Genomic DNA, 24,066 nt, shown 5'->3' with positions numbered 1-24,066 from the left:
CCGTCCTGCCCGACGCGGCCGTACCGGGAAACGGACGGACGCGTACTCACTGCTCCTCGCCCTGCCGGCCCCAATCGACCCGGTAGTACTTCAGCTGCGCGTCCTCCTTCTCCAGGCGCATGCCGACGGCTGTCATGACGTGCTGCGACGCGAGGTTGTCCAGGTCGGTGTCACCGTGGACACAGATCACCCCCTGCTCGCGGGCGAACAGCAGCAGAGCGCGCAGCGCCTCGGAGGCGTAGCCCTTCCCCTGAGCCGAGGGAACGAGGCCGTAGCCGATCGTGACGTGCCCGTTCTCGTCCGGGGCGCCATGGAATCCCAGCCCGCCGATCACAAGGGAGTCCTCACGGCGACATATCTCGTACGAGCCGAAGGGGCTCGGATCCCCCGTCGTCGCGCAGGCGTCGAGGAAGCGCTCGGCCGCGGCCATCTCGCCGGCGGGCGGGTATCCCGGTGCCCAACGGGCGCCCTCCCCCGGCGTGCCGGCCATCACCTGCAAGGCGTCGGAGGCGCTCATCAGGCGGAGGAGGAGGCGGGGAGTCTCAAGGTCGGTCATGACCGAGTGAACTATCACGCGGGGCGGGCGCACGGCATCCGGATTGTCCGGGAGGCGTGTCCGCCGACACGGGGGTCACCACGTCCGGGCCCCGGGTGCCGGCCACCGGGGCCCGACTGAACGCACTGCTGCGACAGTTGCCCGACCCGGCGACGACCGCGGCGGAGGGCGCCCTCCTGACGGAATGGCTGAACCGTCTGTCGAACGCCCCTCACGACCGCTGAGACCCCGCACGACCGTCAGGCGCCGGCCCTCCGGTCACCGTCGAAGTCGAAGTCCCCGGAGAACGCCGCCGCCATCCGCAGATGACCGGTCGCCTCCGCGCTCCGACCCTGGCGTTCGAGCGTGCGGCCCAGCATCAGCCGGGCGTACGGCTCCACCGGGTCGCGCTCCAGGACCGCCCGCAGCTCCGTCTCGGCCCTGCCGAGCCGCGCCGAGTGGTAGTAGGTCCGGGCCAGCAGCAGACGTGGGGAGACCTGCTCCGGCGCCTCCTCGACCAGCCCTTCCAGAATCCGGGCCGCAGTCATGTACTCCTTCGCCTCGAAGAACATCTGCGCACGGTCCCAACGCTCAGCGGCCGTGCCGAACTCGAAATAGGTCTCGCTCACTTGACTCCTCCTTCACGGACCGCCCCGGACCCGCTCTGCTGCTGACCGCGCCATGCGCCCGGTCACGCTTCACTGACCCGAACATGATGCACTGGTTGAATATTCCACTAAATTATCGGCGTGGGTACCGGCACCCCCGGGCTCGCGCGGGAATAGGTTGAGCGCCATGAGCAATCTCGATCGCCAGGCCGCACTCTCCGTCTGCGGAGGACGGGGCTTCGTCGTCGCCGAGCCCGTACGGGAACTCCTCACCCCCCGCCACGTCCAGCTGGGTGAGTCCACCGAGGTCCGCAGGCTGCTGCCCAACCTGGGCCGCAGGATGGTCGGCGCGTGGGCCTTTGTCGATCATTACGGCCCCGACGACATCGCCGGCGAACCAGGGATGCAGGTACCGCCCCACCCGCACATGGGTCTGCAGACGGTCAGCTGGCTGCACGACGGCGAGGTCCTGCACCGGGACAGCCTCGGCAGCTTGCGGACGATCCGCCCGCGCGAGCTGGGACTGATGACCTCCGGCCGTGCCATCAGCCACTCCGAGGAGAGCCCGGAGTCCCATGCGGGGATCCTCCACGGCGCCCAGCTCTGGGTCGCCCTGCCGGAGGCCCACCGGCACGTCGAACCGCACTTCCAGCACCACACCGAACTGCCGACCGTCACCGCGCCCGGCCTCACCGCGACCCTGATCCTGGGTGGACTCGACGGCGCCACTTCGCCCGGCACCGCCTACACCCCGATCGTCGGCGCCGACGTGTCCCTGTCCGCGGGTGCCGAGGCCCGCCTGCCGCTCGATCCGGACTTCGAGTACGCGGTGCTCTCGATGTCCGGCCAGGCCGAGGTCGACGGCGTACCCGTGCTGCCCGGCTCCATGCTCTACCTCGGCTGCGGGCGCTCCGAACTCCCCTTGCGCGCGGACACCGACGCGGGTCTCATGCTGCTCGGCGGCGAGCCCTTCGAGGAGGAGATCGTGATGTGGTGGAACTTCATCGGGCGCTCCCACGAAGAGATCGCACAGGCGCGTTCGGACTGGATGGTCGGCGCTCGGTTCGGGGAAGTGCGTGGCTACGGCGGAGGTCGGCTGCCCGCTCCCGAACTGCCGCCTGTGGCGCTGAAACCACGGGGAAGGGTGCGCTGACCTGGCGCTGTGCGTCCGCCAGTGGTCCCCGCCACGTGCCGTCACCGAGCCCCTTCACCGAAACGGCGAACGGGCTCGGGCATGTCCGACGTGGGCTGACTCCTCGTGGGCCGGCTCCTGCGACCAGGTGGGACCAGGCTGTTTCATCTCGAAAGTTCCTCCGGTCTCAGCGGGAACAAGAAGCTCGACCATCCTCATTCTGGCTGTGCAGAGACGCTTTCGTCTTGACTGGCCAGCTGTCGGAAAGCCCACCCCGTGTAAGTGCGAGGCCGGAGGGGGCGGCCGTCGAGCGATCAGTGGACGCAGATGTGGGGGGCCGCGGCCCCCGCGGCCGGGGGCTCGCTCGCGGCGGCGGCGCGCGCCACGTCGGCCAGCAGGCGCAGGCGTTCCCCGCGGTCCAGGTAGCGGCCCGCGACCAGGACGGAATCGATCCGCCGTGTATGACGGATGTCGGTGCGCGGGTCCGCGTCCAGGACCAGCAGGTCGGCGCGGTCGGTGGGCAGGCCGAGCATCCGAGTGGGCGCGGTGGTCGCGGCGTGGAGGACGTCCCGGGTGGGCAGTCCGGCCTCGGCGAGCAGCTCCAGCTCGTGGTGGAGGGAGAACCCGGGGACCGCGTAGCCGGTGCCCGTGTCGGTGCCCGCGAGCAACTGCACACCGGCCCGGTGGAGTTCGGCGACGAGGCGCAGCCGGTGCTCGTAGATCTGATGGATCCTGGCAGTGTCCTGCGCGGTGCGGCCGGCGGTGAGGGCGGACCAGATGGTGGGCCAGTAGCCCGTCATCCATTCGGGAAGATACTTGAACTCCGGTGAATCGGAATGGAGTTGGTCGGTCTGCTCCAGGGAGTGGTGGACGGTGAGGGTCGGTGTGACGCGGGTGCCGTTGGCGGCGAGCCGGTCGAAGAGGGCGCGGGTACGGCCGACGTCGTACGTCCGCACCGCCTGCCACTCCACAGCGTGCACCTGCCGGAACCAGCTCGCGTAGCGCTCGAAGCTGGTGTGGAGGGTGGGGTCGATACGGACCTTCGCCATGGCCCGCCTGATCTCGGACTCCTGGGCGGAGGTGGCGAGGAGCAGGGCGTGGAGGTGCTCGATGGACTGCTGCCCGGCGTCGCTCGCGCGGGCGATGGGCAGGGTGTCGGGGCAGTGGCCCGCGTGGCGCAGACCCTGGCGGCGGGCCTCGTCGGCGATCGCCTCGTACGCCTCGGGTGTGAGCCGTGAGTACACCTTGACGAAGTCGGCACCGCTTGCTTTCGCCTCCCGTACCGCGCGGCGTGCGGACGGGGCGTCGGTGACCTCTACGACTTGCTCACCGGTGTCATTGGCCCAGATCGAGGGGCCTCCGTCGATGATCGAGCTGGCGATCACCCAGCGCGGGCCGAGGAGTTCGCCCGCGCGGACCTTGTCGCGCCACTCGTGGTGGACGGGTCCGCCCCACATCTCGCGGACCGCGGTCACGCCGTTGAGCGGGAACAGGGGCGGCAGTACGCTCTCGGGCCCGTCGTTGTGGACATGAGCCTCGACGAGGCCGCCCGGGACGATGTACTTGCCGGTCAGGTCGTACGTCGTCGCCCCGCGCGGGATCGGGACCTCGGCCGAACGGCCGGTACGGGTGATGCGGCCGTCGCGGATGAGGATGGTGTGGTCGGGGCCCGCGCCGAGGACGGTGGCGTGGGTGAGGGCGATGGTGCCGCCGGGGCGCTGACCGGATGCGGGCATTGCGCGGCCCGGGGCCACGCGGGGGACGGCCGCCGCGGTCGGGGCGGCGGACAGGAGGGCGCCGCCGGTCAGGGCGGCCGAGGCGGCGAGGGCTTCGCGTCGAGTGGACATGGCACCACTCTGGTCCGGGCCGGGGCCTCGATCACTGGCCCCGGGCCGTGAGTTGGGGGTGTTGGTGGCAACACCATGGGGAGTGGCACTACCACGGACCGGGTGGGGTCTCAGATGGGCAACCGGATGCTCGATGCCATCGACGAGACACGCCAGGCAAGCCCACCACAGGGGGCGCCGACCCTGCGAACGGCTCCAGCCCCAGCCCCACCCGCGCACGGAAGCCCTCAGCCGCCGAGGGGAAGCCGTGAGGGGAAGCCGTCTACGCGTTAGGCTCCGTTCCGACAGAACGGGGACGATCGTGGAACGTGGGCCCGAGGGCCCGGCTGCTGACCCGAAAGCAGCGCGGGAGCGGTACGACTGCGGCATACGGGAGTCGCGAAAGGCTCTGCGAGAGGCGACCAGGGCCGATCTACCCGCCGCGCACTTCGGTCTGGGGATCGTCATCGTCGCCAGTGTGACCGTGGGCTTGTTCGTGGGACCGATCGCCGGAGCCCTCGTGGCCGGAGCCTTTGCAGCTCTGTTCCTCGTTGTGCAGGTTGTCATGCCTCTTCGAGGCATTCGAGGACTGGACGCGGCGCGCCGGGCCTACCTCCTCACCTTTGGATGGGCGAACTGGGTCTAGATCGGTCTGGACCGGGTCATGGTCGGAGCCACAGCCGGCTGCCGGCCACAGTGAGCGTTCCGGGCGGGCCAAGCGGTGGAAGGTGGCCAACGCTCCGGCAGGTGGTCCCGATCGCCCGCGGGGCGGGCCGGGCCGTCGGCTTCATGCACCGGACACCGATGGCTCGATACGGGACCAGTGACGCCCGTCCTCCGATCCTCTGACGGGGGCCGCGTGTCGGCTCCGCGACGGCGTCCGGCCGGATCAGACCTGAGTGAGGAGGCGCTCCAGCGGCCGGGGAACGCGATCGAGGGGCAGGTGTGCGACCAGCGCCTGCGCGTAGAGCGCCTTGCGACCGCTGTGCGTGCCCATGAAGCGCCGCAGCTGGTGTTCCACGGGCCGTTCCCGTTGTGCCGGCTGGCCCTGGAAGGTGTGGAAGGGGCGCATCTCGCCTTGGGCCTGGATCACATGCTGCACGCCCTCGGCTCCGACAGCGCGGATCAGCTCGTCCTCCAGGTCGGCGACGCACACATGGAACCCGAGTGTCTCCAGTTCGGCGTGCGCGAGACCGGACCCGAGCCCGACCCGCTCAAGATGACGCCGGAAATGCCGCTCCTCACCGATGTCGCAGAGACCGGCCAGCGGGAGGCCGAGCCCCGGAGGACCGCAGACGTCCAGGAAGCGCCCGATGTTCGTCGCACCTCCGAGCGGTACTACCGCGACGCCCTCTGCACCGAGGTCGCGGCCGTAGCGCGTGGCCAGTGCTTCGAGCGCGACCTGATCACTGGTCCCCTCGACGAGCACGATCGTCCGCACACCGCCGCCGGCCAGCTCCCGCGCCACTGCGGCGGCGGCACCCGCCTCCGCTCCGCCGGCCGCCCACGCGACCAGCGCCAGGCGCAATCGCCTCAACTCGTCCACGAGACCTCGCTTTCCGACGCCATCCTGGCACGGTCGAGCGCGCGTACGCACGCACGTTCTCCAGGGGGCAGCGCCCGTTCTGCGCTCGCTCCACGAGCAGTTGGACTGGTCCCGGACGTTGATCGACTCCAGCCACGAACAGCGCAGGACATCACCGTCTCCAGCCTTGCCCGCACAGCACGGGTGGACCAGACCTTCCCCTCCTGGTACCTCAGACGGTGACCTCTGACTGCGCTGGGCTGAGGTAGTACACGGCGGTCTGTCCGGCGTGAAGAGCGAGCAGCCCCTGCAACTCCTCCGCTGCTGCCTTGAGGAGGTGGCCGTCACGGGGGGCTTGGAGGGTTTCGAGGACGAAGGCCACGTGTGTGGAGTCCTCGGTGACGCGGGTGCGGTGGGCGTCGCGATGGTTCCAGTGGCGGGTCAGGACGCCGGTGGCGTCCGCGTAGATGATCTCGCCGGGCTTGGGGTTCTCGACGGCGTCGGGTTCGCCGAGCGGAGTGAAGCGTTCGGTGCCGTCCGCGTGGCGGATGTCGATGTCACCGGTGACGTGGTCCAGGTCGAAGGCGCCGGCCGGCAGGCCGTGCTGCACGGAGACGCCGTTGTAGGTGTCGACGGCCGGGTTGATGCGCGGCAGGGTTCCCTTCTTCGTGAAGCGGCGGCCGAGCGCGTCGACGCTGGGGCGGATGCGGCGGGGGTTGGTGCCGAAGGAGCGGTAGGCGGCGTGCCACGCCTCGATACGGGGGTCGGTCTCGTCGGCGGGCTGCCAGGTGCCGTCGGCGAGCCGCCGCTCCAGGTCTTCGAGGGCGGCGGCGGTCTGGGGCCAGGGTTCGTGGCCGCATACTCCGGTGGCGGTGATCAGGGCAATGAGGGTGTCGGGGAAGGCGCCCGCGACGGCGGGGGTGAGGCGGAAGTCGGTCATGTGCGGGGGTTCCGTTTCATGTGCGCGTGCGGGGTCGGGGTCAGGGTTGCGGGAGGGGTGGGCTGCGGGCTCGCTCAGGTCAGGGCGAGGAGGCTGACGGCGACCGCGGCGGTACCCAGGCCGACGATTTGGCCGCGGTGGATGCGTTCGGCGAGCACGCTGCGGGCGAGCAGGACCGTGCCGGCCGGGTAGAGGGCGGTGATCACGGCGACGACGGCGAGGTCCCCGCTGCGGGCGGCGAGCAGGAACAGCAGGTTCGCCACTGAGTCCAGCACACCGGCGGCTGCCGACATCGCGTAGGCGGGCCGCTCGGGTCCGAGCTTGCGGAGCATCAGCCCTGCCGCGGCCAGGGTGACGGCCGAGGAGACCGCTCGGCCCATGATCAGCGGAGCCACTCCGCTGTCGGACGGCGCCTGGTGCAGAAAGATCAGCTGAAGGGCGATAGCGGCGCCCGCACCCAGGGCCAGCAGGAGAGCGGTACGTGAAGGTCGCGCCGACCCGGTTCCGTTTCCGGCGCTGACCAGTACCACCGCCACCAGCGCGAGCGGGAGGCCCACCAGCCCGGCGGCGCCCAGGTGCTCGCCCTGCAGCAGACCCACACCGACGGGCAGCGCGGCGGACACCACGGCGGTCACGGGTGACAGCACGTTCATCGGGCCGATCGCCAGGGTGCGGTAGAGCAGGGTGAACGCGGCGGCCGAGGCGACTCCGGACGCGGCACCCCAGCCGAGAGCGCCGACGCTGAACGAGGCGCCCACGAGCGGCCACAGCAGCATCTCGACCGCGAGGCTGGCCGGGGCCGCGACCATCACGGTACGCAGCACATGAGTCCTACGGGCGCCGAGGCCGCCGAGGAAGTCGGCGCACCCGTAAGCGAGTGAGCTGCCCAGGGCCAGCAGCAGAGCGATCACGGCACATCCCTTACCATTTCAATGGAATGACTGAACCGTACAGCGGATCGACCGGGTTGTGTCAACCAAACGACCGCACGGTGCATTCCAGTGGTCCACTCGCAAGGATGGTGATCGGATGGCCGAGACGGCCGCAGCCCTGCGGACGCTTGCGCACAACGTCAGGGCGGCCCGCACTCGCGCCGGCCTGTCCCTGGACGAGCTCGGCCGACGTGCCCAGGTCAGCAAGGGCGCGCTGGTGGGGCTGGAGAAAGCCCAGGGCAACCCCAACTTCGCCACCCTGGTCCGGCTGGCCGACACGCTCGGCCTCTCCGTGTCCGCGCTGATGGAAGGGTCGGCCGAAGGCCGCGTCCGCGTCGTGACCGCCGACGCCGTCGCCCCCTTGTGGACCGGGGTGCAGGGCGGCGAAGCCCGGCTGATGCTGACGACCTCGGGCCCGGCGCCGGTCGAGGTCTGGCGCTGGAAACTGGAGCCCGGCGAGGAGTACCCCAGTCACCCGCACCAAGCCGGAGTCGTGGAAACCGTCAGCGTCACCTCCGGCCGGATGGCCTTGGTCGTCGACGGCACCGAGTACCCCGTCGAAGCCGGACAGACGGCCACCTTCGACGGCGATGCCCCCCATGCCTACCGCGGCTCCGGCGCCGAGACCTGCCACCTGATCATGACGGTTCACCTGCCGCCCGGCCCTGCCTCCGCGACCTGACCCGCGCTGCGCGGGCCGGATAGTCAACCCGAAGCAGTGGTAGGCGAGTTGGTTGGCCATGAACCTTGTTGGCCGGTTGGACAACAAGGTATTGGTCCAGCTTGCAAACAGGAGAGGGTCATGGTTGCTGGACGGCGAAGGCGTACGCCTGAGCAGGCGCATCTTCGGCGGCTTCGAGCGCAGGGGCCAATGGGTCGTGCCGTCCCTGATGACCCTCTGGTCGATGTGGGGCGGCGGCAAGCTGGATCTGTCCGAGGCACGCTTCAGCAGCCAGGACACGGAGATCCGGGCCGTCGTGCTGTGGGGCGGCACCAGGATCGTGGTTCCGGACGACATCGAGGTCGAGGTGAGGGGTCTCGGACTGTTCGGCGTCTTCGACAAGCGCGCCGCGCACAGGATCGGCAAGCCGGGCACACCGCGCGTCGTCATCAAGGGCCTGGCCCTCTTCGGTGCGGTCGTGATCCGTACGAAGAGGTAGGGCGTGTCCGGCGCCGGCTCGCTGACGCAATCTCGCGCTGCGCCTGCTGCACGCGTGGCCTCTGCTGGTGCCCGAATCGACCCGTATTCCCGCCGAGATGGATCGTGCCGAACGGCCGGTGGTCCTGGTGCGAGCCAGTACGGGCGAAGGCGGCCCACAGCCCACTCGAACTGCGGCAGGCGGCGCGGTGGTGGTGGCGCTCAAACTGGACGGCCCCTGCGACGATCTGCTCACATTCGCGTTCGAGAGCGCTGCCGTGCGGGGTCTGCCACTTCGGGTCGTCCACGGCCGGAGTCTGCCGGTGGCCGCATACGTGCCCTGGGGCGTCAACCACGACATGGCGGAAGGAATCGTTCAAGACGCACAGAAGCCCCTCAGCCAGACCCTCCGCCCCTGGTCTGACAGGTTCCCGCAGGTGGACGTCACCGACAGCACCCCACTCGTGAGCCCTGCCAAGGCTGTCGTACGGGCCGCCGAAGGCGCCGATCCGCTGGTCGTCGGCCGACGGCGACACCATCGCGCCCCGGCACCACACCTGGGCCCCCAGGCCGCCATCCATCACGCACGCTGCCCGGTCGCCGTCGTCCCCCACGATTGACGCGAGGACCACACGGGCCGGCCCAACGACGCACCGGGCCGACCATGCGTACCCCGGAGCCGACGACGTGCCGCGCTCTGCGCGCTCTCCCGAGGCCCGCGTCCTGATCGGGTTCTCGCCGACGACCACCCCCGTACAAGACCGTTCAGCCCCCCGGCAGGGCCCGTGCTTCCTCTCCTCAACGGCGCCGCGTCGCGCCATCCTGGAACTGTCGACAGTCGGCCGTCCTGAAGAAGGTGATCGGCATGATGTGGTACCACGGCGGCTGGGGCGGTGGATGGCTCCTCATGACCGTGATCATGATGGTGTTCTGGTCGCTGCTGATCGTCGGGGCCGTCGCGTTCACCCACTACCTCACCAACGCCCGCCGTAGTCATCAGCCCAGCCCGCCCACCGGTGAGGCAGCATGGGGAAGCCGACGAGCCGAAGACCTGCTCGCGGAGCGGTTCGCCCGCGGGGAAATCGACGACGACGAGTACAAACGCCGCCTCACGCTGCTGCGCGAGCAGCGGTGAGCAGCAACGCCGCGCACCGTGGCCGGGCATCCGCAGGGGTGCTCCCGCGGTGTGGGCGTCACTGTGCGCAGGATGTGTCCGGCAGCCCGGCAATCCATGAGGGAATGGCGGAACCTCCACCGTCATCCGACCGTATAGGGGCGCATCATCTCGTTGTCCTCGTGTTCGAGCATGTGGCAGTGCCAGACGTACCGGCCTGCCCGGTCGAACGTCGCCTTCAGCCTCGTCACGGCACCCGGGTAGGCGATTGCGGTGTCTTTGAACCCGCGCTCCCACGGCTCTGCGGGCCGGGCGGCACGGCCGGCCCGTTGCCGGTCGAGGAGCTGGAACTGGACCTCGTGGATGTGGATCGGGTGGGCGTCCTTCGTGAGATTGTGAATCTCCCAGATCTCGGTCGCACCCAGGGCCGGATTCTCCGTGACGGGGTCGTCCCAGTGCATAGGCACGGCGGCTCCGTTTCGGTCCAGGGTGCCGAGCAGTATGTGTCGGGGGCCGACATGCGGGAGTGATGTGGAGTTCTGCTCACTCAGGGAAAGCCGTCGGATGCGGCTTGCCTTCCCCAATGGCTTCAACGGCGGCAGCGACAGCTGGGAGGGTGGGACGGTCGTGTCCGGCGTGGTGAGTGCTCCGACCGTGAGCTTCATGACCTGCCCGGTGGTGGCCGGGTCCGCCGGGGAGAAGTCCGTACCCGCCTTCCCGCCCTGGAACGCTTTGTCGGGGCCCTCGTTGATGAGATACAACTCGGTCCCGACCGGTACGGACGTGAAGTCGACGATCACGTCGGCGCGCTCGGCGGGAGCGATGAGCACCTGGTCGCGCCGTACGGGTGCGGGGAGGAAGCCTCCCTCGCTGCCGATCTGCCAGAAGGGGAGGGCGGGGGCCGTAGGTCTGTGGGCAAGCGGGCGGGTGACGACCTTCAGGATCAGGTACCGGGAGTTGCATCCGTTGAGAAGCCGGAACCGGTAGCGGCGCGGTTCGACTTGAAGGACCGGCCAGGTTCTCCCGTTGGTCACCATCGTGTTGCCGAAGAACTCGGGGTTCCAGATCGGAGGGATGTCGCTGGCCGGGATGTAGGGGCCATTGAATCCGTCGAAGGCAGTGCGTCCGGCCGGGTAGTAGAGGCTGCCGTCGACGTGGAACGAGCGGTCCTGGATGGCGAGAGGGATCTCGTAGTACTTCCGGCCGGGCGGATCACCGGCCCGGGGTGCGGGACCGGGCAATACCCCGTCGGGAAGGTCCGCAGGGCCGCCTCGTAGGAGGTAGAAACCTGCCAGTCCGGCGTAGACGTTCAGCCGCGTGACGCCCAGGGCGTGATCGTGGAACCAGAAGGTCGAGGCCCTCTCCGCATTGGCGTACTGGAAGACGGCATCTCCCCGCCCCCAGGCGTCGCCGAACCGGTCTTCGAACTTGTCCTTGAACTCCGCGTAGAAGGAACCGACTTCAGCGCATCCCGCAGGAAGGTCGACCGCGTCGGGAAGGTACCAGGCTTCGGTGTAGCCATCGCTCTCCTCCATGCTCTTCCCGCCATGGAGGTGCGTCACGATCGGTACCGGGCCCGAGTACGCTCCGGGTGTCGAGCGGAATCCGGGACGTGTGTCCCGGGCCGAGGTTCCGCCAGGTGGGTTCGCCCAGTGCAGTGTGGGGTCGACCGGCAGCAGGTGCGGCAAGTAACGACCTTTGCGATCAAACAGCTGGTTCTTCCATCTCACCCGCACAGGCGTTCCAGAGCGGGCCTCGACGGTGAACGCGGGGTAGTGGAAGCTGCGCGGATGCAGAGTCGAGCCGTACCCCCACACGGTTGTCGCCGGCAGGCCGGGGGGCAGCACCTGCTGCCGGAACTGCCGTACGCCGATCACGTAGTGGTCGATGCGACCAGCGACGCCGCCCCCGGACTGCGGCATCGTGGAAGGGACGACGAGCCGCGTGACGTACTTGTCCACCGTTCCCGGATCCAGGACACCCTCACCGCCGGGCACGCGGAGGCGTGGAGCCACAGTGGCGGCCGGAAGGAGCGCGAACATTCCGCCGACCACTGACTGCACGACGCGCCGCCTCGTGACCACCCACATCCTCCAAAGCCTGTCGGACCGTCTCTGGTGCTGCTTCCTTCTTCAGCTCCGCCGGTCGGTGCCCCGAGATTGCCAACAAGCACCGGGCACCCCCAGGTTGCCGCAGATGGCAGCTGCGCGCGTTATCGCACTGCTCCAGGGGAGGGATCCACGCCGATTCGTTTGGATCACTCCGGGGCCGTGGTTGTCGTTGATGATGTCCGTGTGGCCAACCGCGTCAGTGCTCTGATCTCCGCCTTTGGTGTCCTCCTCAGCGCTGTGTACACGCTCGTGCGGGACGTGCGGCGGCTCCGCACAGGGGCGTCGGCCTGACGAGCGGCACCGAGCGGCTGGACGACCGGAGGATCGTGGGGAGCGTGTCGACCTGTTTGCTGCCACGTCGGTCCTTCGATGGACCCCCGTAGGGCCCCGTCCGCGTCCCCGCCGATCTCATGACGTCATGCCAGCCGATTTCCTCGCAGGCCGGTGACGACGAAGACTCGGTCGGGAGGCTTCAAGCTCGGTGTGTCAGCAGGTCATCCAGTTCGGCCGCGAAGAGCAGGGCGGGGTCGAAGCCCATCCCGGTGAAGTGGCCTGCGAGTTCGAGGGACAGGATTCCGTGCACGCGGGTCCAGAAGGTCAGGGCCCGATGGAGGACAGCGGGGTGGGCGGGGTGGTTGCCAGCCCAGTCCCGGTGCTCCTCCAGGTGCTTGTCGAACGGCGTCGCGGGGCTGTCCCCCGGGAGCGCCATGAAGGCATCGAGCAGGGTCGCCATCATCTCGGAGGTGATGGCGGTGGTTTCCTCGGGTGCGTGGTAGCCGGGGACGGGCGTGCCGTAGATGAGGAAGTACCGCTGGGGGTCCTGAAGGGCCCAGTCGCGCAGGGCGTGTGCCAGTCCGGCCAGGTCGGCGCCGGTGGCGGCGGCCGTGCGAAGGGTGTCGGCGAGGCTTCGGTAGGCGTCCCTGACGAGTTCGGTGATCAGTGCGTCGCGGCCGGCGTAGTAGCGGTAGAGCGCGGGCCCGCTCATGCCGATCTGTTTGGCGATCGCGTTGAGGGAGAGCGCGGACGCTCCCGCCCTGGCGATCTGCTCCCAGGCGCGTTCCTTGATCTCCGCGCGCACCTCGGCCCGATAGCGCTCCCGCGGGGTCGTCGTGTCCGACTTCGTCACGAGTTACCACCCTTCCCCATCCGTGCGGGTACAGCTTCAAAGTGTCGTTAGAGGTTATCACGCAAGGTGTTGACCCCTGGGGCGTCGCGTTATAGCGTCTAACGCAAGGGAGAGCATCTAAGGGTTTTGGCGGTGCAGCCGCCGCATTCGTGTACTTCACCGGACCAGGGGGGCTTGCATGACCACCACCGTTGTGTCACACCACAGCCGCACGGACCGGCGCGTTCCACGGTCGGTGACCGTTTCCTCCTGGGCGGTCCCCGCCATGGTGGCCGGTCAGTTCGCCCTGATCGCGCTGGTCGGCGCTCTGTGCCATGTCCGCGACCGGGCGGTGCGCGGCGCGGCCACCCTGCTCGCCGTCACGTACGCGATCCCGCTGGTCGTGTGGGTGACACGACCCGATGGGGCGCAGAGCCTGTCGAAGGACATGCACCCCGCATTCGCCGGGCTGATCGTCGTTGCCTCCGCCGCACTCATCGTCACGATCCGTCGAGCCCGCTACCGGAGCCTTCCCGCGCGGTGACGCGAAACCCGTACGCCGACCAAAGTGCGCTCAACCACCAAAGCCTGCCCAGCAACTGACAAGGAGACCGCCATGCCCGGCATCAGGAGCACCAGCGTCCCTGCCGCCCTCTTTACCGTCCCGCTCGTCGCCGTCAGTCTTCTCGGTACCGCCGCGACACCTGCCGAAGCCACCCCTTCCCGCTCCGCCAAGTCCCTCATGTGCCACGGCCAAGGTGTCGATCCCGACGCGCGTGTCCGCTACAGGACCGAGACCGTGATCCACGCGCCTCTGAAGACCATCTGGAAGCTGCAGACCGACGTGGAGCGGTGGCCGACCTGGCAGGCCCCCGTCAAAACCATCGAACGCCTCGACCAGGGGCCCTTCCGGCAGGGCTCGGCGTTCCGGTGGACGACTCCGGTACCCCCCAATCCCGCGACCCCCGCCACCAGCCTGGACATCACTTCGACCGTCGAGCAGCTCAAGCGCAACTCCTGCATCCGCTGGACCGGCCCCGCGGTCGGTGAAGGGCTGCGCATCGACGGCGTCCACGTGTGGACCTTCACCAGGATTGAGGGCGGTGTCCGCGTGCGGACCGAAGAGACCCACACCGGCGACCAGGTCGAAGCGGACGTTCCCGCCGCGACCGAGATCCTCGCCAACGGCCTCGAAGCGTGGCTGCGCGACCTGAAGACCACCGCCGAGGCCCGCACCCACGGCCAACCTCACTGAACCATGAACCAGGCCGGACCCGCGCCGCGGTTCTCCTCGGACCCGCGCACGATGAGGGCGGTGCCTGGACCGAGGCGCTCGCCGACACTTGCCCGGCCGCACCGCCGTGTCAATCCTGAGACATTCGCTGTGCGGGTCGAGGGGCAGGAATCGTATCGACCATGGTTCTGACGGAGAGCGCCCGCAGGGCCATTGAGCAAGGCAAGGAGTGTTCAGAATGCGTACGACCTGGAAGTTCGCCGTCACCGTTGCCGCGACTGTGCTGACGGGAGTCGCTGGTGCGGGAGTCGCGCAGGCTTCGTCCGTATCGGCCGACGGCGTCGCCCCTTCGGCCTGCCGGCCGGCCAACCACATCGCGAAGATCACCGCGGGACCCGCCAGCGCAGGGCACCGCCACTACCGCGTGACGCTGACCGCGCCGCGCGGGTACGAGCCGTGCAAGCTGGCCGGTTCACCCACCGACGTGCGGTTCTCGAACCGTGGTTCGGAGATCGGGGTCACCGCCGGTCACTACGGCAGCCAGGCGAGCGTGGTGACCTTCGGCCCGGGGCACCCGGTGCACTTCGACATCCAGGTTCCCCACAGCGGCCGCGGCACCGCCGCGACGGAGGCGTCGTTCACGCTTCAGGCCCCGGACGGGGAGATCCCCGGTACGTCCGTCGCCGAGGGCGAGTTCAAGGTGGCCACCGGCACCCTCATCGGTCCGGTCCAGCGCGGCGCCTGACCTCCTTCCGCACCCCGGTGTGTTCCGCGGCAGTGTCACGGCGGCGGGACTCACCGGGTCTTCGCGTGCGGCGTACCCGTCATGCAGACGGTGGGAGCCATCCGGTTCTGCAGTTCGGCGTTGTACGCGTGTTGCGTCTTCCCCAGCCCTGGCCCGGCACCCAGGCCCGTCAACTCGTCGCGCAGTGCTGGTCACTCCTGGAGCACGTGGAGGGGAGCGAGCGAGTCAGTCTTTTCCAGCTCTACCGCGACGTGGTCCGCTCAGGAGCCACCGACAACTGAGGTCCGCGACATCGACTGGCTCGCGCGGACCCGGACGGGGCCGCGCCCCGGCCTCGGTGGCCCCGCAGCCGCCGTTGGTCCGCCCCCCGGACGGGCCTTGTTCGGGAAGTGGGGCGTCGTGTCCCCGGAGTCCGTGGTCCGAGCCGGGCGACCACTCCCGCATTCATCGACCCACCGCGCCCGGCGGCCGCCCCCCGATCAGCCGACTGTCACCAACGTCGTGGCCGAGTACAACCGACCAACGGCGGGACATGCCTCGCGCCCCGCTCCCGACGTCGGACGTGTCGGGAGCGGGGCGCGAGGTGAACGGCTGGAACAGGGTTCCGTTGGCAGTCGGGCTCGTCGGACTACCGGGTTCCTTGCTTGCTGTCAGGCTTGTGCCTGGCCGTTGGATCCTTCCTCGCTGAGAGACCTCTTGTGCGCGGGCTTGTGGTGCGCGGGCTTCTTGTGTGAGGGCTTGTGGTGCACCGGCTTGTGGTGCGCGGGCTTCTTGTGTGAGGGCTTCTTGTGCACCGGCTTGTGGTGAGGGGGCTTCTTGTGCACCGGCTTGTGGTGAGGGTGCTTCTTGTGCGGCGGCTTGTGGTGCGGAGGCTTGGGAGGCCGCGGCTTGCTGATGTCGATGGTGACCTTCGCGGGCGTACTGGCGATCTCGTTTCCCTGCGGGTCGGTTCCTGCTGCCACCGCCACATTGGTGACGGGGCAGAGCTTGCCGTCGCCGCCCGCCTTGGTCTTCTTGCAGGCATTGGCGTCGGCCTGGGTGATCGTGTACGTGCCGTGACAGGTCGTAAAGGCACCCGGCGCCAGCGAGGTCGCGTCGCAGATGACGTTGGTGACGCGGTCGTCGCTGACCAGTACGTCGTCCAACGTTGTGCTGCCGGTGTTGGTGACGGTGTAGGAGTACTGCACCTTCGTCCCGACGAAGAACGGACCGGGCGTGACAACCCGCTTCTTCAGCGTGACGTGCGGTGCCCCGACCGGCAGCGTCAGCTGGGTCTCCGGAGAGGTGATGGTCTCGCCGTCCGTCCTACCGGTCGCCGTGGCGGTGTTGGTGACGGAACCGGCCGTACCATCACTCGCGGTGATCGTGTAGGTGCCACTGCAGGTGGTGCTGTCGCCCGGACTCTCCGCCGGGGCCAATGTGGTCGATTGGCAGGTGATGCCGGTGACATGGTCGTCGTTCACCGCGACATCGGTCAGCTCCACCCCGCCCGTGTTGCGGACGGTGTAGGAGAAGGTGACCGTTTGCCCGACGGAGTAGGGGCCGGGCGTCTCAGCCTTCTTCTCCACGACGAGACCGGGCGGCTGTTCGATCGGCACGCTCTGCGACGACGGCGGCGACGTGACCGTCTCGCCGTTCGACGTGCCCGTCGCGACGGCCGTGTTGTCGATGGAACCGTGCGCCACATCGGCGGCCGTGACCGTATAGGTGGCGGTGCAGGTGACCGTCTGACCGCTCGCGAGCGTCGTCGTGGGACAGGACACCGGGCCGATCTTCGGGTCGGTGACGGCGAGGCCGGTGATGTCCGTCGCGCCCGAATTGGTGACCACGAAGTCGTACGGCACCTTCGACCCGGCCACCAGGTCACCGGGGAGCGGCTGCCTGACCTGCTTGACGAGGTTCAACTGGGGCAGCGGCTGGGCGCTGGTGACGACCACGTTGCGGATGAGGTGGATATCGGTGAACAGACCGGTGGAGGCGGCGAAACCGAACTTGTAGGTGGGCGGCACCGGTTGCGGAGCGGGAGTGCTGAGCACCTGGTGGGAGCCGGTACCGTCGTTGAAGTCGACAGAAACGGTGAGTACCGGGTTGGGTGCCGGAGTGAGCTGCACATGGACCCGGCGGCGCGACGGTTCGAGCGCGGCCTCGGCCTGGGCGGGGGTGGCTCCCGGGGGCAGTGCGGTCAGCGGTCCTTGCAGCTTTCCGGGAAGCGTCGACGGCCAGGGCCCGGTGGTGGTGAAGTTGCTGGTGGTGGCGGTCAGGAAGCAGTAGCCCTCGGTCCCGTCGCCGGGACCGCGCACCGTGACCATGTTGGCTCCGGGAGCGGGAACGCGGAACCCCGTCCCGGCCGGCGAGCGGTTGGCGCAACCGTTTCCGCGATGTTCCCAGTCGCCGAAGTAGTTCCCGAGGACATCGAGCCCCACGCCCAGGTAGCCACGGTCCACACCGGGCAGGAACGTGGCGGTGGGGTTGTCGTCCGGGAGCTTCTGCGCATACCCCAGGCTGCCGCCGAACGCACCCGGGTGGGTCAGCGCGCCGTCACCGTTCACCAGGAAGAACGAGATGCCGTCGGCGGGGGTGGCCGGGGTCGTGCTCCCGTACTGCCACTGGTCGAACGTGACGTCGAGGCCCTGGTTGGCGGGCAGCGCTTGGTTGTAGAGGACGGCACCCGCCTGGTCGTTCGAGGCGTCCGTCAGCCGCAGGTAACCGTGCGGCGCTCCGTTGGGGGGCGGCACCGGCCCGACCCCCTCCGGACAACCGCCCAGCGGGTGATCCCCGGGACCCGGTGCGGCGGCGGCCGGGGCGCCGGTGAGACAGGCCGACCCCACACCCGTGAACTGCGGGGCCGTGGCTTGCGTGAACGTCTCATCGACCAGGGGGGATCCCGCGGCACGCGGCTGAGCCTGGGCGCCGACGTCCAGCGTCAACGACGCTCCGGCGCCAACGACGACTGCCAGTGCCGCCGCGGCAAGTCGGGCGGTCCGTGCACGCGGCGCGCGCCGACCCGACGACGGTGAGTACTTCCTTCGGTTCATGCCCGCATCCATAGCAGTCACCTTGCGCATCAGCGATGGTGACGGCCTGTCATGTGACTCAAACGGGTGTTGGGATGGACCGCACCTGGCGGTACGTCGCTCCGAATCCAGGGGTCATCGAATGCCGGAGTCGACGGCTCGGGCTCGTGGAAGCAGCTTCGCCGGGCCACGCGACGGGAGGAGTTCACCCATGGTGTGGTGAAAGCGGTAAGGCATGCAGAAGGAGCGTGCTCAGCGTGGCCCGGAATTACCGTCTGATCCTCAGTTCGCCGTCCGAGGTCTGGGGCCTGCTGTCCGACGGCTACCGCTACGGGGAGTGGGTCACAGGAACCCAGCAGGTCCTCGCCGCGGACCCGCACTGACCAGAAGTGGGCGCCCGCCTGAAAGTCCGAGTCGGTGCCGGCCCACTGACTCTCGACGACACGTGCGTAGTCCGCATCTGTGAACCGCAATACCGCCTCGAACTGGAAGCGAAGGCGGATCCTTTCGACGCGGCCCGTACCGCCATGAACTTGACCCCCTGAGGTGGCAACTCTCTTTTCGTTCTCGACTGGCACCCACTGCGGGGCCCCGGCACCCGGATGCACGGACTTCCCGTGGATGACATTGTCGCGGTCCGCAACGGCCTGATGCTGACGAAGCCGGCCCGGATCGCGACGCGCGAGCATGGCGGAAGTGATTGAGCCACCGGGCGGAACACCCGAGGCGGGCGCTGCTGGAATGTCCCGACGACTACGGGAAGAGCTGCCCGCAGGCCCGTCCCGGCGCGTACGGATCGCGATGGCGCTCGCTCAGCAAGCCGACCTGTTACTGCTCGGCGAGCCCACGACGATTCCCGACGCGCGCCGTCAGATCAGTGGTGCGCAGGCGGAGTCGACGGCGTGAACAACCGACAAGGCCCGAGCAGCGGAGCCGCCACCGCCGACCGTTCACGAGCAGGTCAGGTGAACCGGGCGGAGACTCCTCCGGTGACCAGGCCGACGATGATGATCAGTGGGCTGCCCTTGAGTGCGGCGCTGAGGTGGTAGCGCAGGTCACGGTGTTCCACCATGGCTTCGGTGCCGGGAAGAACGAGGAGGCGGGGGCGCAGTCCGGCGAAGATGATCCAGTCGAACACGACCAGATCCCAGACCGACAGCGTGGTGAAGACGAGGGCCGCGCAGAGGGCTGCGGGAGCAGGCCTTTCTGAGCGCACAGCCGTGCTCCAGCGGGGATGCGGCGCGGGACAACCGGGACTGCCTGCGCACGATCCATGGGACGGCCCTCTCCGCTGAGCGCGCCAAGAGCGGCAAGGCGACGGTCTTCCGAGTTCAGTTGCGGGCCCCTGTTCCGGCCCCCGCCGATCGGCCGATGCACCTCGATTCGCACGGTGAATTGTCGGAGCGCCTCAAGCCGGGGGACGAGATGGAGGTCACGACGTGGCGGAACGTGCGGGTCGCCGTCAGCCACAACGGGATCAGCGAGACTGTCCCCGGGCTGCCCGACGAAGAGGCCACCATGCTCGTCGGGCTCACGCTGGCCGGTGTCTGGTCGGCGCTCCTGGCCTTCATCGCCGCTTTCGGCAGCGCCCGTCGGGCCCGCCGCTTCGCCACCGGCCGCCCCTTCGTACCCCGGGTTCCGTTCGGCCCGGCGAAGTGCGTCGGCGTGGTGGCTTTACCGCTCGTCGTGGCGTTCGTCGTCGGCCGTATGTGGGATGCCTGGACGGCAGTGGTGATGACGGTGGTCATCTGGGCGTCGGCAGCGGTCCCGGCGACGATCGCCGCCCTGCGCTGGGACCGCGATCGGTAGAGTGCTCGACCGAGAAGCACCCGCCCGACCGACGGCGGGCGACCAGCCTCGTAAATCACTTGCAGTGCCTGCATAGGGTGCAGACATGCCGAATTCACTGCATCTGCAAGAGATCACCCCTGACAATTTCGAGACCGCCATCGACCTGAGGGTCCGTCCCGATCAGGAACACCTGGTGGCGCCAGTGATGAAGTCTCTTGCCGAGGCATATGTCCACCCAGCTGTCGCATGGCCCCGCCTCATCTGTGACGACGACGAAGTCGTCGGGTTCCTCATGGCCTTCTTCGACATCGACTGGACAGGCAAAGGCACGGACTTCCGCTCCGGGCTCTGGCGCCTCAACATCGCGGCCGGAAAGCAGGGACGGGGCTACGGACGCTTCGCAGTGGAGTCCGTCGCCACCGAGATCCGGCGTCGTGGTGGCACAGGCCTGACAGCCACCTGGCATCCCGGAGCGGATGGCCCGACAGGCTTCTATCTGGGGCTTGGATTCCGCCCGACCGGAGAGACCAGCGGGGATCAGACGGTGGGGATGCTGGAACTGGACTGAACCGGGTTGCTGCCACACCGGTACTGGTCGCACCATGATGGCCCGGCCCACACGATGCGAGAACTCCGCCGCCGACGACCCATCAGCAACCGTGTTCAAGAACACCACAGCGCGCGGGTGGGCGCTGCCGATGCCGTAAATCTGCGAGCTGCCCAGGTTCTTGCTGCCCGTCCGCTGGTGAGCGTACACACTGCCTCCGGCGCGTGTACGCGCACGGAAACGGTGGATCACGGGCCGACGCCGACGCCGACGCCGACGTGTTCGCGCATGCGGAGTGGCCGCCTCGACTACCGTTCTTCTTCGTGCTCACGACCGATCCGCTCCCGGACGCTCAGGGGATGCGTGGCCGCGGATGTCCGTGCAACGGACGGGCCGAAGCGCCAACTCTTCGCGTACGGGCGGGCACGCGCTCTCCTGCCACGCCGAGACGTGGACGTGAGGCGTGAACAACCGTGATAGAAGAGGGCGTTATGAAGCACGAGTCATACAACGCAGAGCAATTCCACAGTGCTGTTCCGCACTCGGCCCGCGTCTGGAACTACTGGATCGGCGGCAAGGACCACTACCCGGTGGACCAGGAGCTGGGAGACCAAGTCATCGCGAGCTATCCCCAGACACGGGAACTCGCCCTGGCCTCACGGGCCTTTCAGGCGCGTGCGGTGCGGTATCTGGCCGAAGCGGGAATATCCCAGTTCCTTGACATCGGGACCGGGCTTCCCGTGCAGAACAGCACCCATGAGGTTGCGCAGAAATCTGAGCCGAAGGCTCGCATCGTGTACGTCGACAACGACCCGCTGGTCCTCGCACACGCCCGCGCCCTGCTGACAAGTGCACCGGAAGGGCTGACGGACTACGTACACGCGGACATGCGGGAAGCCGAGCGGGTACTTGAGGAAGCGGAGCGCACCCTGGACATGTCACGACCCGTGGCCGTCATGGTGCTGTCCACGCTGGGGCACCTCCAGCCGCAGGCCGGCATCGAACTCATGCGGCGGTACATGGACGGCACAGTGGCCGGAAGCTATCTGGTCCTCTGCGACACGGTCGCCACACCCCAGACGCTGGCCGCGCAGGAGGCGTATGCGTCGGGCGACACCCCGCCGTATCTGGTGCGCCGGCCGGAGGAGATCCTCGCCAGTGCCGATGGGATGGAGTTGGTCGAGCCGGGATTCGGGTCGATCACTCTCTGGCGAGCCGAGGACGAGGACCTTGCACCGGTCGACCAGTGGGGATTCGTGGCGCGGAAGGTGTAGCGGTCGACGACTGCCACCGTCCGATGCTCCGAGCCGCTTGAGCATGTGCTCAACAAAGCGGTCGCAGCACGCTTCGGCGACCACATGGCGTCGCCGGGCGCCCCCGGTTCGGCGTGCCTGCGGCAGGCCGAACCGGTGTACCGGGACGAGGACATGAACTCCTGAGCCGTGACCGCGCTCCGTTGCGTGCGTCCGGGCGGCCCGGTGCGAGCACGGCTCGTCCGCCCGTGTTCGCGACGTACCCGGCGGCGAGACTCCCGAGCCCGAGCACGCAGCCTCTCGCCTGGGACACCACCGCATGGCCGCCGCCCTCGCTACGGACGCGCGGATAGGGCCCGATACGCTACTTCACCGGGTAAGTGCCTCCGGCGGTGGCAGGAACAAGGACCTCGCCAATCCTCATTCTTGCTGGTCAGGGGCACTTTCTGCTTCCTGGCCACCCGTCGCACAGCCCACCTCGGTCGGAAAGCGCGAGGCTAACGCGCCACGCGGTAGCGGAGGTGGACGACTGTCGAGCTGAAGGTGCGGGTCTCGACGAGTTCGAGATCCACCCGGCGCTCGCGCTGGGGAAAGAACGGAATGCCACCGCCAACCAGCACCGGGTAGACCCTGGCCCGGTACTCGTCGATCAGACCCAACGCGGCCGCCTCGGCGGCGAGAGTCGCGCCGCCGATCGCGATGTCGCCCTCTCCCGGCTCGGCTCGCAACCGCTCGATCTCCTCCGCCAGGCCGCCGGAAGCCAGGCGGGCATTGCCCTGCACCGCCGACAGCGTGGTGGAGAACACCACCTTGGGGAGCCGCTTCCAGATCGCGGCCCACTCGAGCATGGAGTCGTCGAGCGATGGATCCTGGTCTGCGGTCTCCCAGTACAGCATCGTCTCGTACAGCCGCCGTCCCAACAGGTGGACGCCGACCTCTCGAATCTCGTCGATCCAGGAGCGAAAGACCTCCTCGTCGGGCGCCGTCCACTCGAAGTCGCCGTCCGGCCCGACGATGTAGCCGTCAAGTGAGACGCCCATCGAATAGGTCACGCTGCGCATCAGAAGTCCTCCTCGGTAACGGGTTCGACAGTACGACCGCGGGACGCCGCAGGACTCGTGCGAATTCCTGCCCTGAAAATGAACGCGGTGGTATCTCCTGTCCTGGTGACAGGTGATACCACCGTGCGAGGATATACACGTAATCACCTGGGCCACGTTTTTTATTCGCCGCGGGATTTTGCTCTCGGGCGGCAACGGCTCCAGCACCGCGCATTCTTCGTCGGTCGGATCCCCCTCCTGGGCACGGCCAGAACAACGAATCACGGATCGAAGAGACCTCTCCAGCCGGCGAGCTGGTGACCTGCTACCTCTTCTCCTTCCGCCTGTTGTATTCGGGGCGCCGTCGCCCGCGTGTTGGGCTGAGCGCCGCGCAAGGGGGGAGGCGGACCGGTGCCCTCCGACCCCTTCGCACGGGACGCGGAGGCCAATGCGCGTCGGGTCCTGCGCGGCGCCACTTGGCCGACTCGGGAGGCTGAGTAGCTCGCGGCGCCCGCGGATCGGACCCGGTAACACATTGCCCGTGCCGCGAAAAGCCGGGTCAACTCCGCGAGGTGACTGTCGAGCCAGTTCGACGAGGGCCTCGGCGGATGCGGCCGACCGGCCTGCACCAGCAGGCCGCAACCCAGGTCTCCACGAGGTAGATCTCATTGACCTCGTCGATACCCGGAAGGAGCCGGCCGTGATCAAGCTCGCCGAGCGGGAAGAGACGACGGCCGATGGACTCGTCCTACTCCCAGAACGGTCGTCCTCGCCCTCACCTGAGCCCCCGCTCCTCAAACTACGGCCGTGACGGGACCGTGCCGCCTTCGCTCCTGCTGCGCCAGTCCCCGAAGAGTCCCGGACCCATCTGGTCGAGGACGGATTCCAGCAGCGTACCGATGTGCGACGCAGTGGTGGGTTCCTTGCCGCACCAGCTCCGCGTCGCTACGCGGCCGGCCGTGACGAAGACGGCGACCATCAGTTGGGGGCGCATGTCGGAACCGGTGCGGATGCCTTCCCGTTCCGCGATGACCTCGGCCAGCCGATCCTCGAGCCCGGAGGTACGGCGCAGTAGTTCGGCGTTCAGGCCGGGCGTCCGGACGATCAGCCGGAGAAGCGGCGCATCGACACCCGATGCGCCGCCTTCTTCCAGAGTGCGCAGAACCGCACCGAACGCCGCGCGCATCGCACGCATGGGGTTCTCATCCTCCGGTCGCGACCGAAGCGCCGCGACCAGCTCGTCCCCGCTCGCGGTCAGCGGGGCCAGCACCAGATCCTCCTTGGCGGGGAAGTAGCGGAAGACCGTGCGGGGGGAGACCTCCGCCGCCTCCGCGATCTGGTCGACGGTGGTCTGTTCGTACCCCTGGGCGAGAAAGAGTCCGGCCGCCGTACGCGCCACGTCCTCACGCGTACGCTGCATCCTGCGCGTCCGCAGATTCTGTCCGGGCACGGCGGCCCTCCTCCTCCAACTCGGTG

At 68.7% G+C, this 24,066-nt stretch carries 27 protein-coding genes; 15 read left to right on the top strand and 12 right to left on the bottom strand.

Annotated features, from left to right (window positions below):
- Positions 1–46: 46 nt before the first annotated feature.
- Positions 47–556, bottom strand: coding sequence for a GNAT family N-acetyltransferase (locus tag ACF1B9_RS15745; RefSeq protein WP_391743744.1), 510 nt, complete (start codon positions 554–556; stop codon positions 47–49).
- 56 nt (positions 557–612) lie between these two features.
- Here ACF1B9_RS15745 and ACF1B9_RS15740 point away from each other — a divergent pair, with 56 nt between their 5' ends.
- Positions 613–780 carry a hypothetical protein gene (locus ACF1B9_RS15740; RefSeq protein ID WP_391743745.1) on the top strand — a complete coding sequence of 56 codons (168 nt, stop codon included), beginning with the start codon at positions 613–615 and terminating at the stop codon, positions 778–780.
- A 15-nt stretch (positions 781–795) separates the two neighbouring features.
- Here ACF1B9_RS15740 and ACF1B9_RS15735 read toward each other — a convergent pair whose 3' ends face one another.
- Complete coding sequence (locus ACF1B9_RS15735; RefSeq protein WP_391743746.1) at positions 796–1,164, bottom strand: tetratricopeptide repeat protein; 369 nt, start codon at positions 1,162–1,164, stop codon at positions 796–798.
- 166 nt (positions 1,165–1,330) lie between these two features.
- On the opposite strand from ACF1B9_RS15735, the gene ACF1B9_RS15730 reads away from it, so the two are divergent.
- Complete coding sequence (locus tag ACF1B9_RS15730; protein ID WP_391743748.1) at positions 1,331–2,296, top strand: pirin family protein; 966 nt, start codon at positions 1,331–1,333, stop codon at positions 2,294–2,296.
- Between the two features lie 293 nt (positions 2,297–2,589).
- Here ACF1B9_RS15730 and ACF1B9_RS15725 read toward each other — a convergent pair whose 3' ends face one another.
- From ACF1B9_RS15725 to ACF1B9_RS15710, 4 genes are all read right to left on the bottom strand, one after another.
- Positions 2,590–4,122 (bottom strand): hypothetical protein, encoded by a 1,533-nt coding sequence (locus ACF1B9_RS15725; RefSeq protein WP_391743749.1) that lies wholly within the window; start codon positions 4,120–4,122, stop codon positions 2,590–2,592.
- Between the two features lie 868 nt (positions 4,123–4,990).
- Positions 4,991–5,647, bottom strand: a complete 657-nt coding sequence (locus ACF1B9_RS15720; RefSeq protein WP_391743751.1) for a TOPRIM nucleotidyl transferase/hydrolase domain-containing protein — start codon at positions 5,645–5,647, stop codon at positions 4,991–4,993.
- A 211-nt stretch (positions 5,648–5,858) separates the two neighbouring features.
- Entirely contained in the window at positions 5,859–6,566 is a 708-nt protein-coding gene (locus tag ACF1B9_RS15715; RefSeq protein ID WP_391743752.1) for a B3/4 domain-containing protein, read from the bottom strand.
- Positions 6,567–6,640: 74 nt separating this feature from the next.
- On the bottom strand, positions 6,641–7,477 hold the full coding sequence (locus tag ACF1B9_RS15710; protein WP_391743753.1) for an EamA family transporter: 837 nt from the start codon (positions 7,475–7,477) through the stop codon (positions 6,641–6,643).
- Between the two features lie 118 nt (positions 7,478–7,595).
- Between ACF1B9_RS15710 and ACF1B9_RS15705 the strand changes: the two genes are divergently transcribed.
- From ACF1B9_RS15705 to ACF1B9_RS15690, 4 genes are all read left to right on the top strand, one after another.
- Positions 7,596–8,180: a helix-turn-helix domain-containing protein gene (locus tag ACF1B9_RS15705; protein ID WP_391743755.1), complete on the top strand. Its 585-nt coding sequence runs from the start codon at positions 7,596–7,598 to the stop codon at positions 8,178–8,180.
- A gap of 124 nt (positions 8,181–8,304) precedes the next feature.
- Positions 8,305–8,658 carry a LiaF domain-containing protein gene (locus ACF1B9_RS15700; RefSeq protein ID WP_391743757.1) on the top strand — a complete coding sequence of 118 codons (354 nt, stop codon included), beginning with the start codon at positions 8,305–8,307 and terminating at the stop codon, positions 8,656–8,658.
- Positions 8,659–8,725: 67 nt separating this feature from the next.
- Complete coding sequence (locus ACF1B9_RS15695) at positions 8,726–9,256, top strand: universal stress protein (RefSeq protein WP_391743759.1); 531 nt, start codon at positions 8,726–8,728, stop codon at positions 9,254–9,256.
- Between the two features lie 245 nt (positions 9,257–9,501).
- Positions 9,502–9,771, top strand: a complete 270-nt coding sequence (locus ACF1B9_RS15690) for an SHOCT domain-containing protein (protein WP_391743760.1) — start codon at positions 9,502–9,504, stop codon at positions 9,769–9,771.
- Positions 9,772–9,893: 122 nt separating this feature from the next.
- On the opposite strand, the gene ACF1B9_RS15685 is transcribed toward ACF1B9_RS15690, so the two are convergent.
- Both ACF1B9_RS15685 and ACF1B9_RS15680 read right to left on the bottom strand, forming a co-directional pair.
- Entirely contained in the window at positions 9,894–11,813 is a 1,920-nt protein-coding gene (locus tag ACF1B9_RS15685; protein WP_391795918.1) for a multicopper oxidase family protein, read from the bottom strand.
- A 520-nt stretch (positions 11,814–12,333) separates the two neighbouring features.
- Positions 12,334–12,987 carry a TetR/AcrR family transcriptional regulator gene (locus ACF1B9_RS15680; RefSeq protein WP_391743763.1) on the bottom strand — a complete coding sequence of 218 codons (654 nt, stop codon included), beginning with the start codon at positions 12,985–12,987 and terminating at the stop codon, positions 12,334–12,336.
- Positions 12,988–13,165: 178 nt separating this feature from the next.
- Between ACF1B9_RS15680 and ACF1B9_RS15675 the strand changes: the two genes are divergently transcribed.
- From ACF1B9_RS15675 to ACF1B9_RS15660, 4 genes are all read left to right on the top strand, one after another.
- Positions 13,166–13,510, top strand: coding sequence for a hypothetical protein (locus tag ACF1B9_RS15675; protein WP_391743764.1), 345 nt, complete (start codon positions 13,166–13,168; stop codon positions 13,508–13,510).
- Positions 13,511–13,582: 72 nt separating this feature from the next.
- Complete coding sequence (locus ACF1B9_RS15670; RefSeq protein ID WP_391743766.1) at positions 13,583–14,221, top strand: SRPBCC family protein; 639 nt, start codon at positions 13,583–13,585, stop codon at positions 14,219–14,221.
- Between the two features lie 217 nt (positions 14,222–14,438).
- Positions 14,439–14,945: a DUF4232 domain-containing protein gene (locus ACF1B9_RS15665; RefSeq protein WP_391743767.1), complete on the top strand. Its 507-nt coding sequence runs from the start codon at positions 14,439–14,441 to the stop codon at positions 14,943–14,945.
- A gap of 128 nt (positions 14,946–15,073) precedes the next feature.
- Entirely contained in the window at positions 15,074–15,226 is a 153-nt protein-coding gene (locus tag ACF1B9_RS15660) for a hypothetical protein (protein WP_391743769.1), read from the top strand.
- Between the two features lie 369 nt (positions 15,227–15,595).
- Here the strand turns inward: ACF1B9_RS15660 and ACF1B9_RS15655 are convergent, their stop codons facing one another.
- A complete protein-coding gene (locus tag ACF1B9_RS15655) occupies positions 15,596–17,980 on the bottom strand; it encodes a hypothetical protein (protein WP_391743770.1) in 2,385 nt (794 codons plus the stop codon).
- 236 nt (positions 17,981–18,216) lie between these two features.
- Between ACF1B9_RS15655 and ACF1B9_RS15650 the strand changes: the two genes are divergently transcribed.
- Positions 18,217–18,342: a hypothetical protein gene (locus ACF1B9_RS15650; protein WP_391743772.1), complete on the top strand. Its 126-nt coding sequence runs from the start codon at positions 18,217–18,219 to the stop codon at positions 18,340–18,342.
- A gap of 358 nt (positions 18,343–18,700) precedes the next feature.
- Positions 18,701–18,865: a hypothetical protein gene (locus tag ACF1B9_RS15645; protein WP_391743774.1), complete on the top strand. Its 165-nt coding sequence runs from the start codon at positions 18,701–18,703 to the stop codon at positions 18,863–18,865.
- Between the two features lie 55 nt (positions 18,866–18,920).
- Here the strand turns inward: ACF1B9_RS15645 and ACF1B9_RS15640 are convergent, their stop codons facing one another.
- The gene (locus tag ACF1B9_RS15640; RefSeq protein ID WP_391743775.1) at positions 18,921–19,175 is read right to left on the bottom strand and encodes a hypothetical protein; all 255 of its coding nucleotides are present in this window, start codon (positions 19,173–19,175) and stop codon (positions 18,921–18,923) included.
- 155 nt (positions 19,176–19,330) lie between these two features.
- On the opposite strand from ACF1B9_RS15640, the gene ACF1B9_RS15635 reads away from it, so the two are divergent.
- From ACF1B9_RS15635 to ACF1B9_RS15625, 3 genes are all read left to right on the top strand, one after another.
- A complete protein-coding gene (locus ACF1B9_RS15635; protein WP_391743776.1) occupies positions 19,331–19,768 on the top strand; it encodes a hypothetical protein in 438 nt (145 codons plus the stop codon).
- Positions 19,769–19,853: 85 nt separating this feature from the next.
- Positions 19,854–20,318, top strand: coding sequence for a GNAT family N-acetyltransferase (locus tag ACF1B9_RS15630; RefSeq protein WP_391743778.1), 465 nt, complete (start codon positions 19,854–19,856; stop codon positions 20,316–20,318).
- A gap of 470 nt (positions 20,319–20,788) precedes the next feature.
- Positions 20,789–21,571, top strand: coding sequence for an SAM-dependent methyltransferase (locus ACF1B9_RS15625; protein ID WP_391743779.1), 783 nt, complete (start codon positions 20,789–20,791; stop codon positions 21,569–21,571).
- Between the two features lie 476 nt (positions 21,572–22,047).
- Here the strand turns inward: ACF1B9_RS15625 and ACF1B9_RS15620 are convergent, their stop codons facing one another.
- Complete coding sequence (locus ACF1B9_RS15620; protein ID WP_391743780.1) at positions 22,048–22,611, bottom strand: dihydrofolate reductase family protein; 564 nt, start codon at positions 22,609–22,611, stop codon at positions 22,048–22,050.
- Between the two features lie 778 nt (positions 22,612–23,389).
- On the bottom strand, positions 23,390–24,040 hold the full coding sequence (locus ACF1B9_RS15615; protein WP_391743781.1) for a TetR/AcrR family transcriptional regulator: 651 nt from the start codon (positions 24,038–24,040) through the stop codon (positions 23,390–23,392).
- Positions 24,041–24,066 lie beyond the last annotated feature (26 nt).

It is taken from the genome of Streptomyces sp. NPDC014727 (genome assembly GCF_043083485.1).
Lineage (GTDB): Bacteria > Actinomycetota > Actinomycetes > Streptomycetales > Streptomycetaceae > Streptomyces.
Note: the sequence above shows the minus strand (reverse complement) of the source record. Positions and strands in the feature narration are given on the sequence as shown.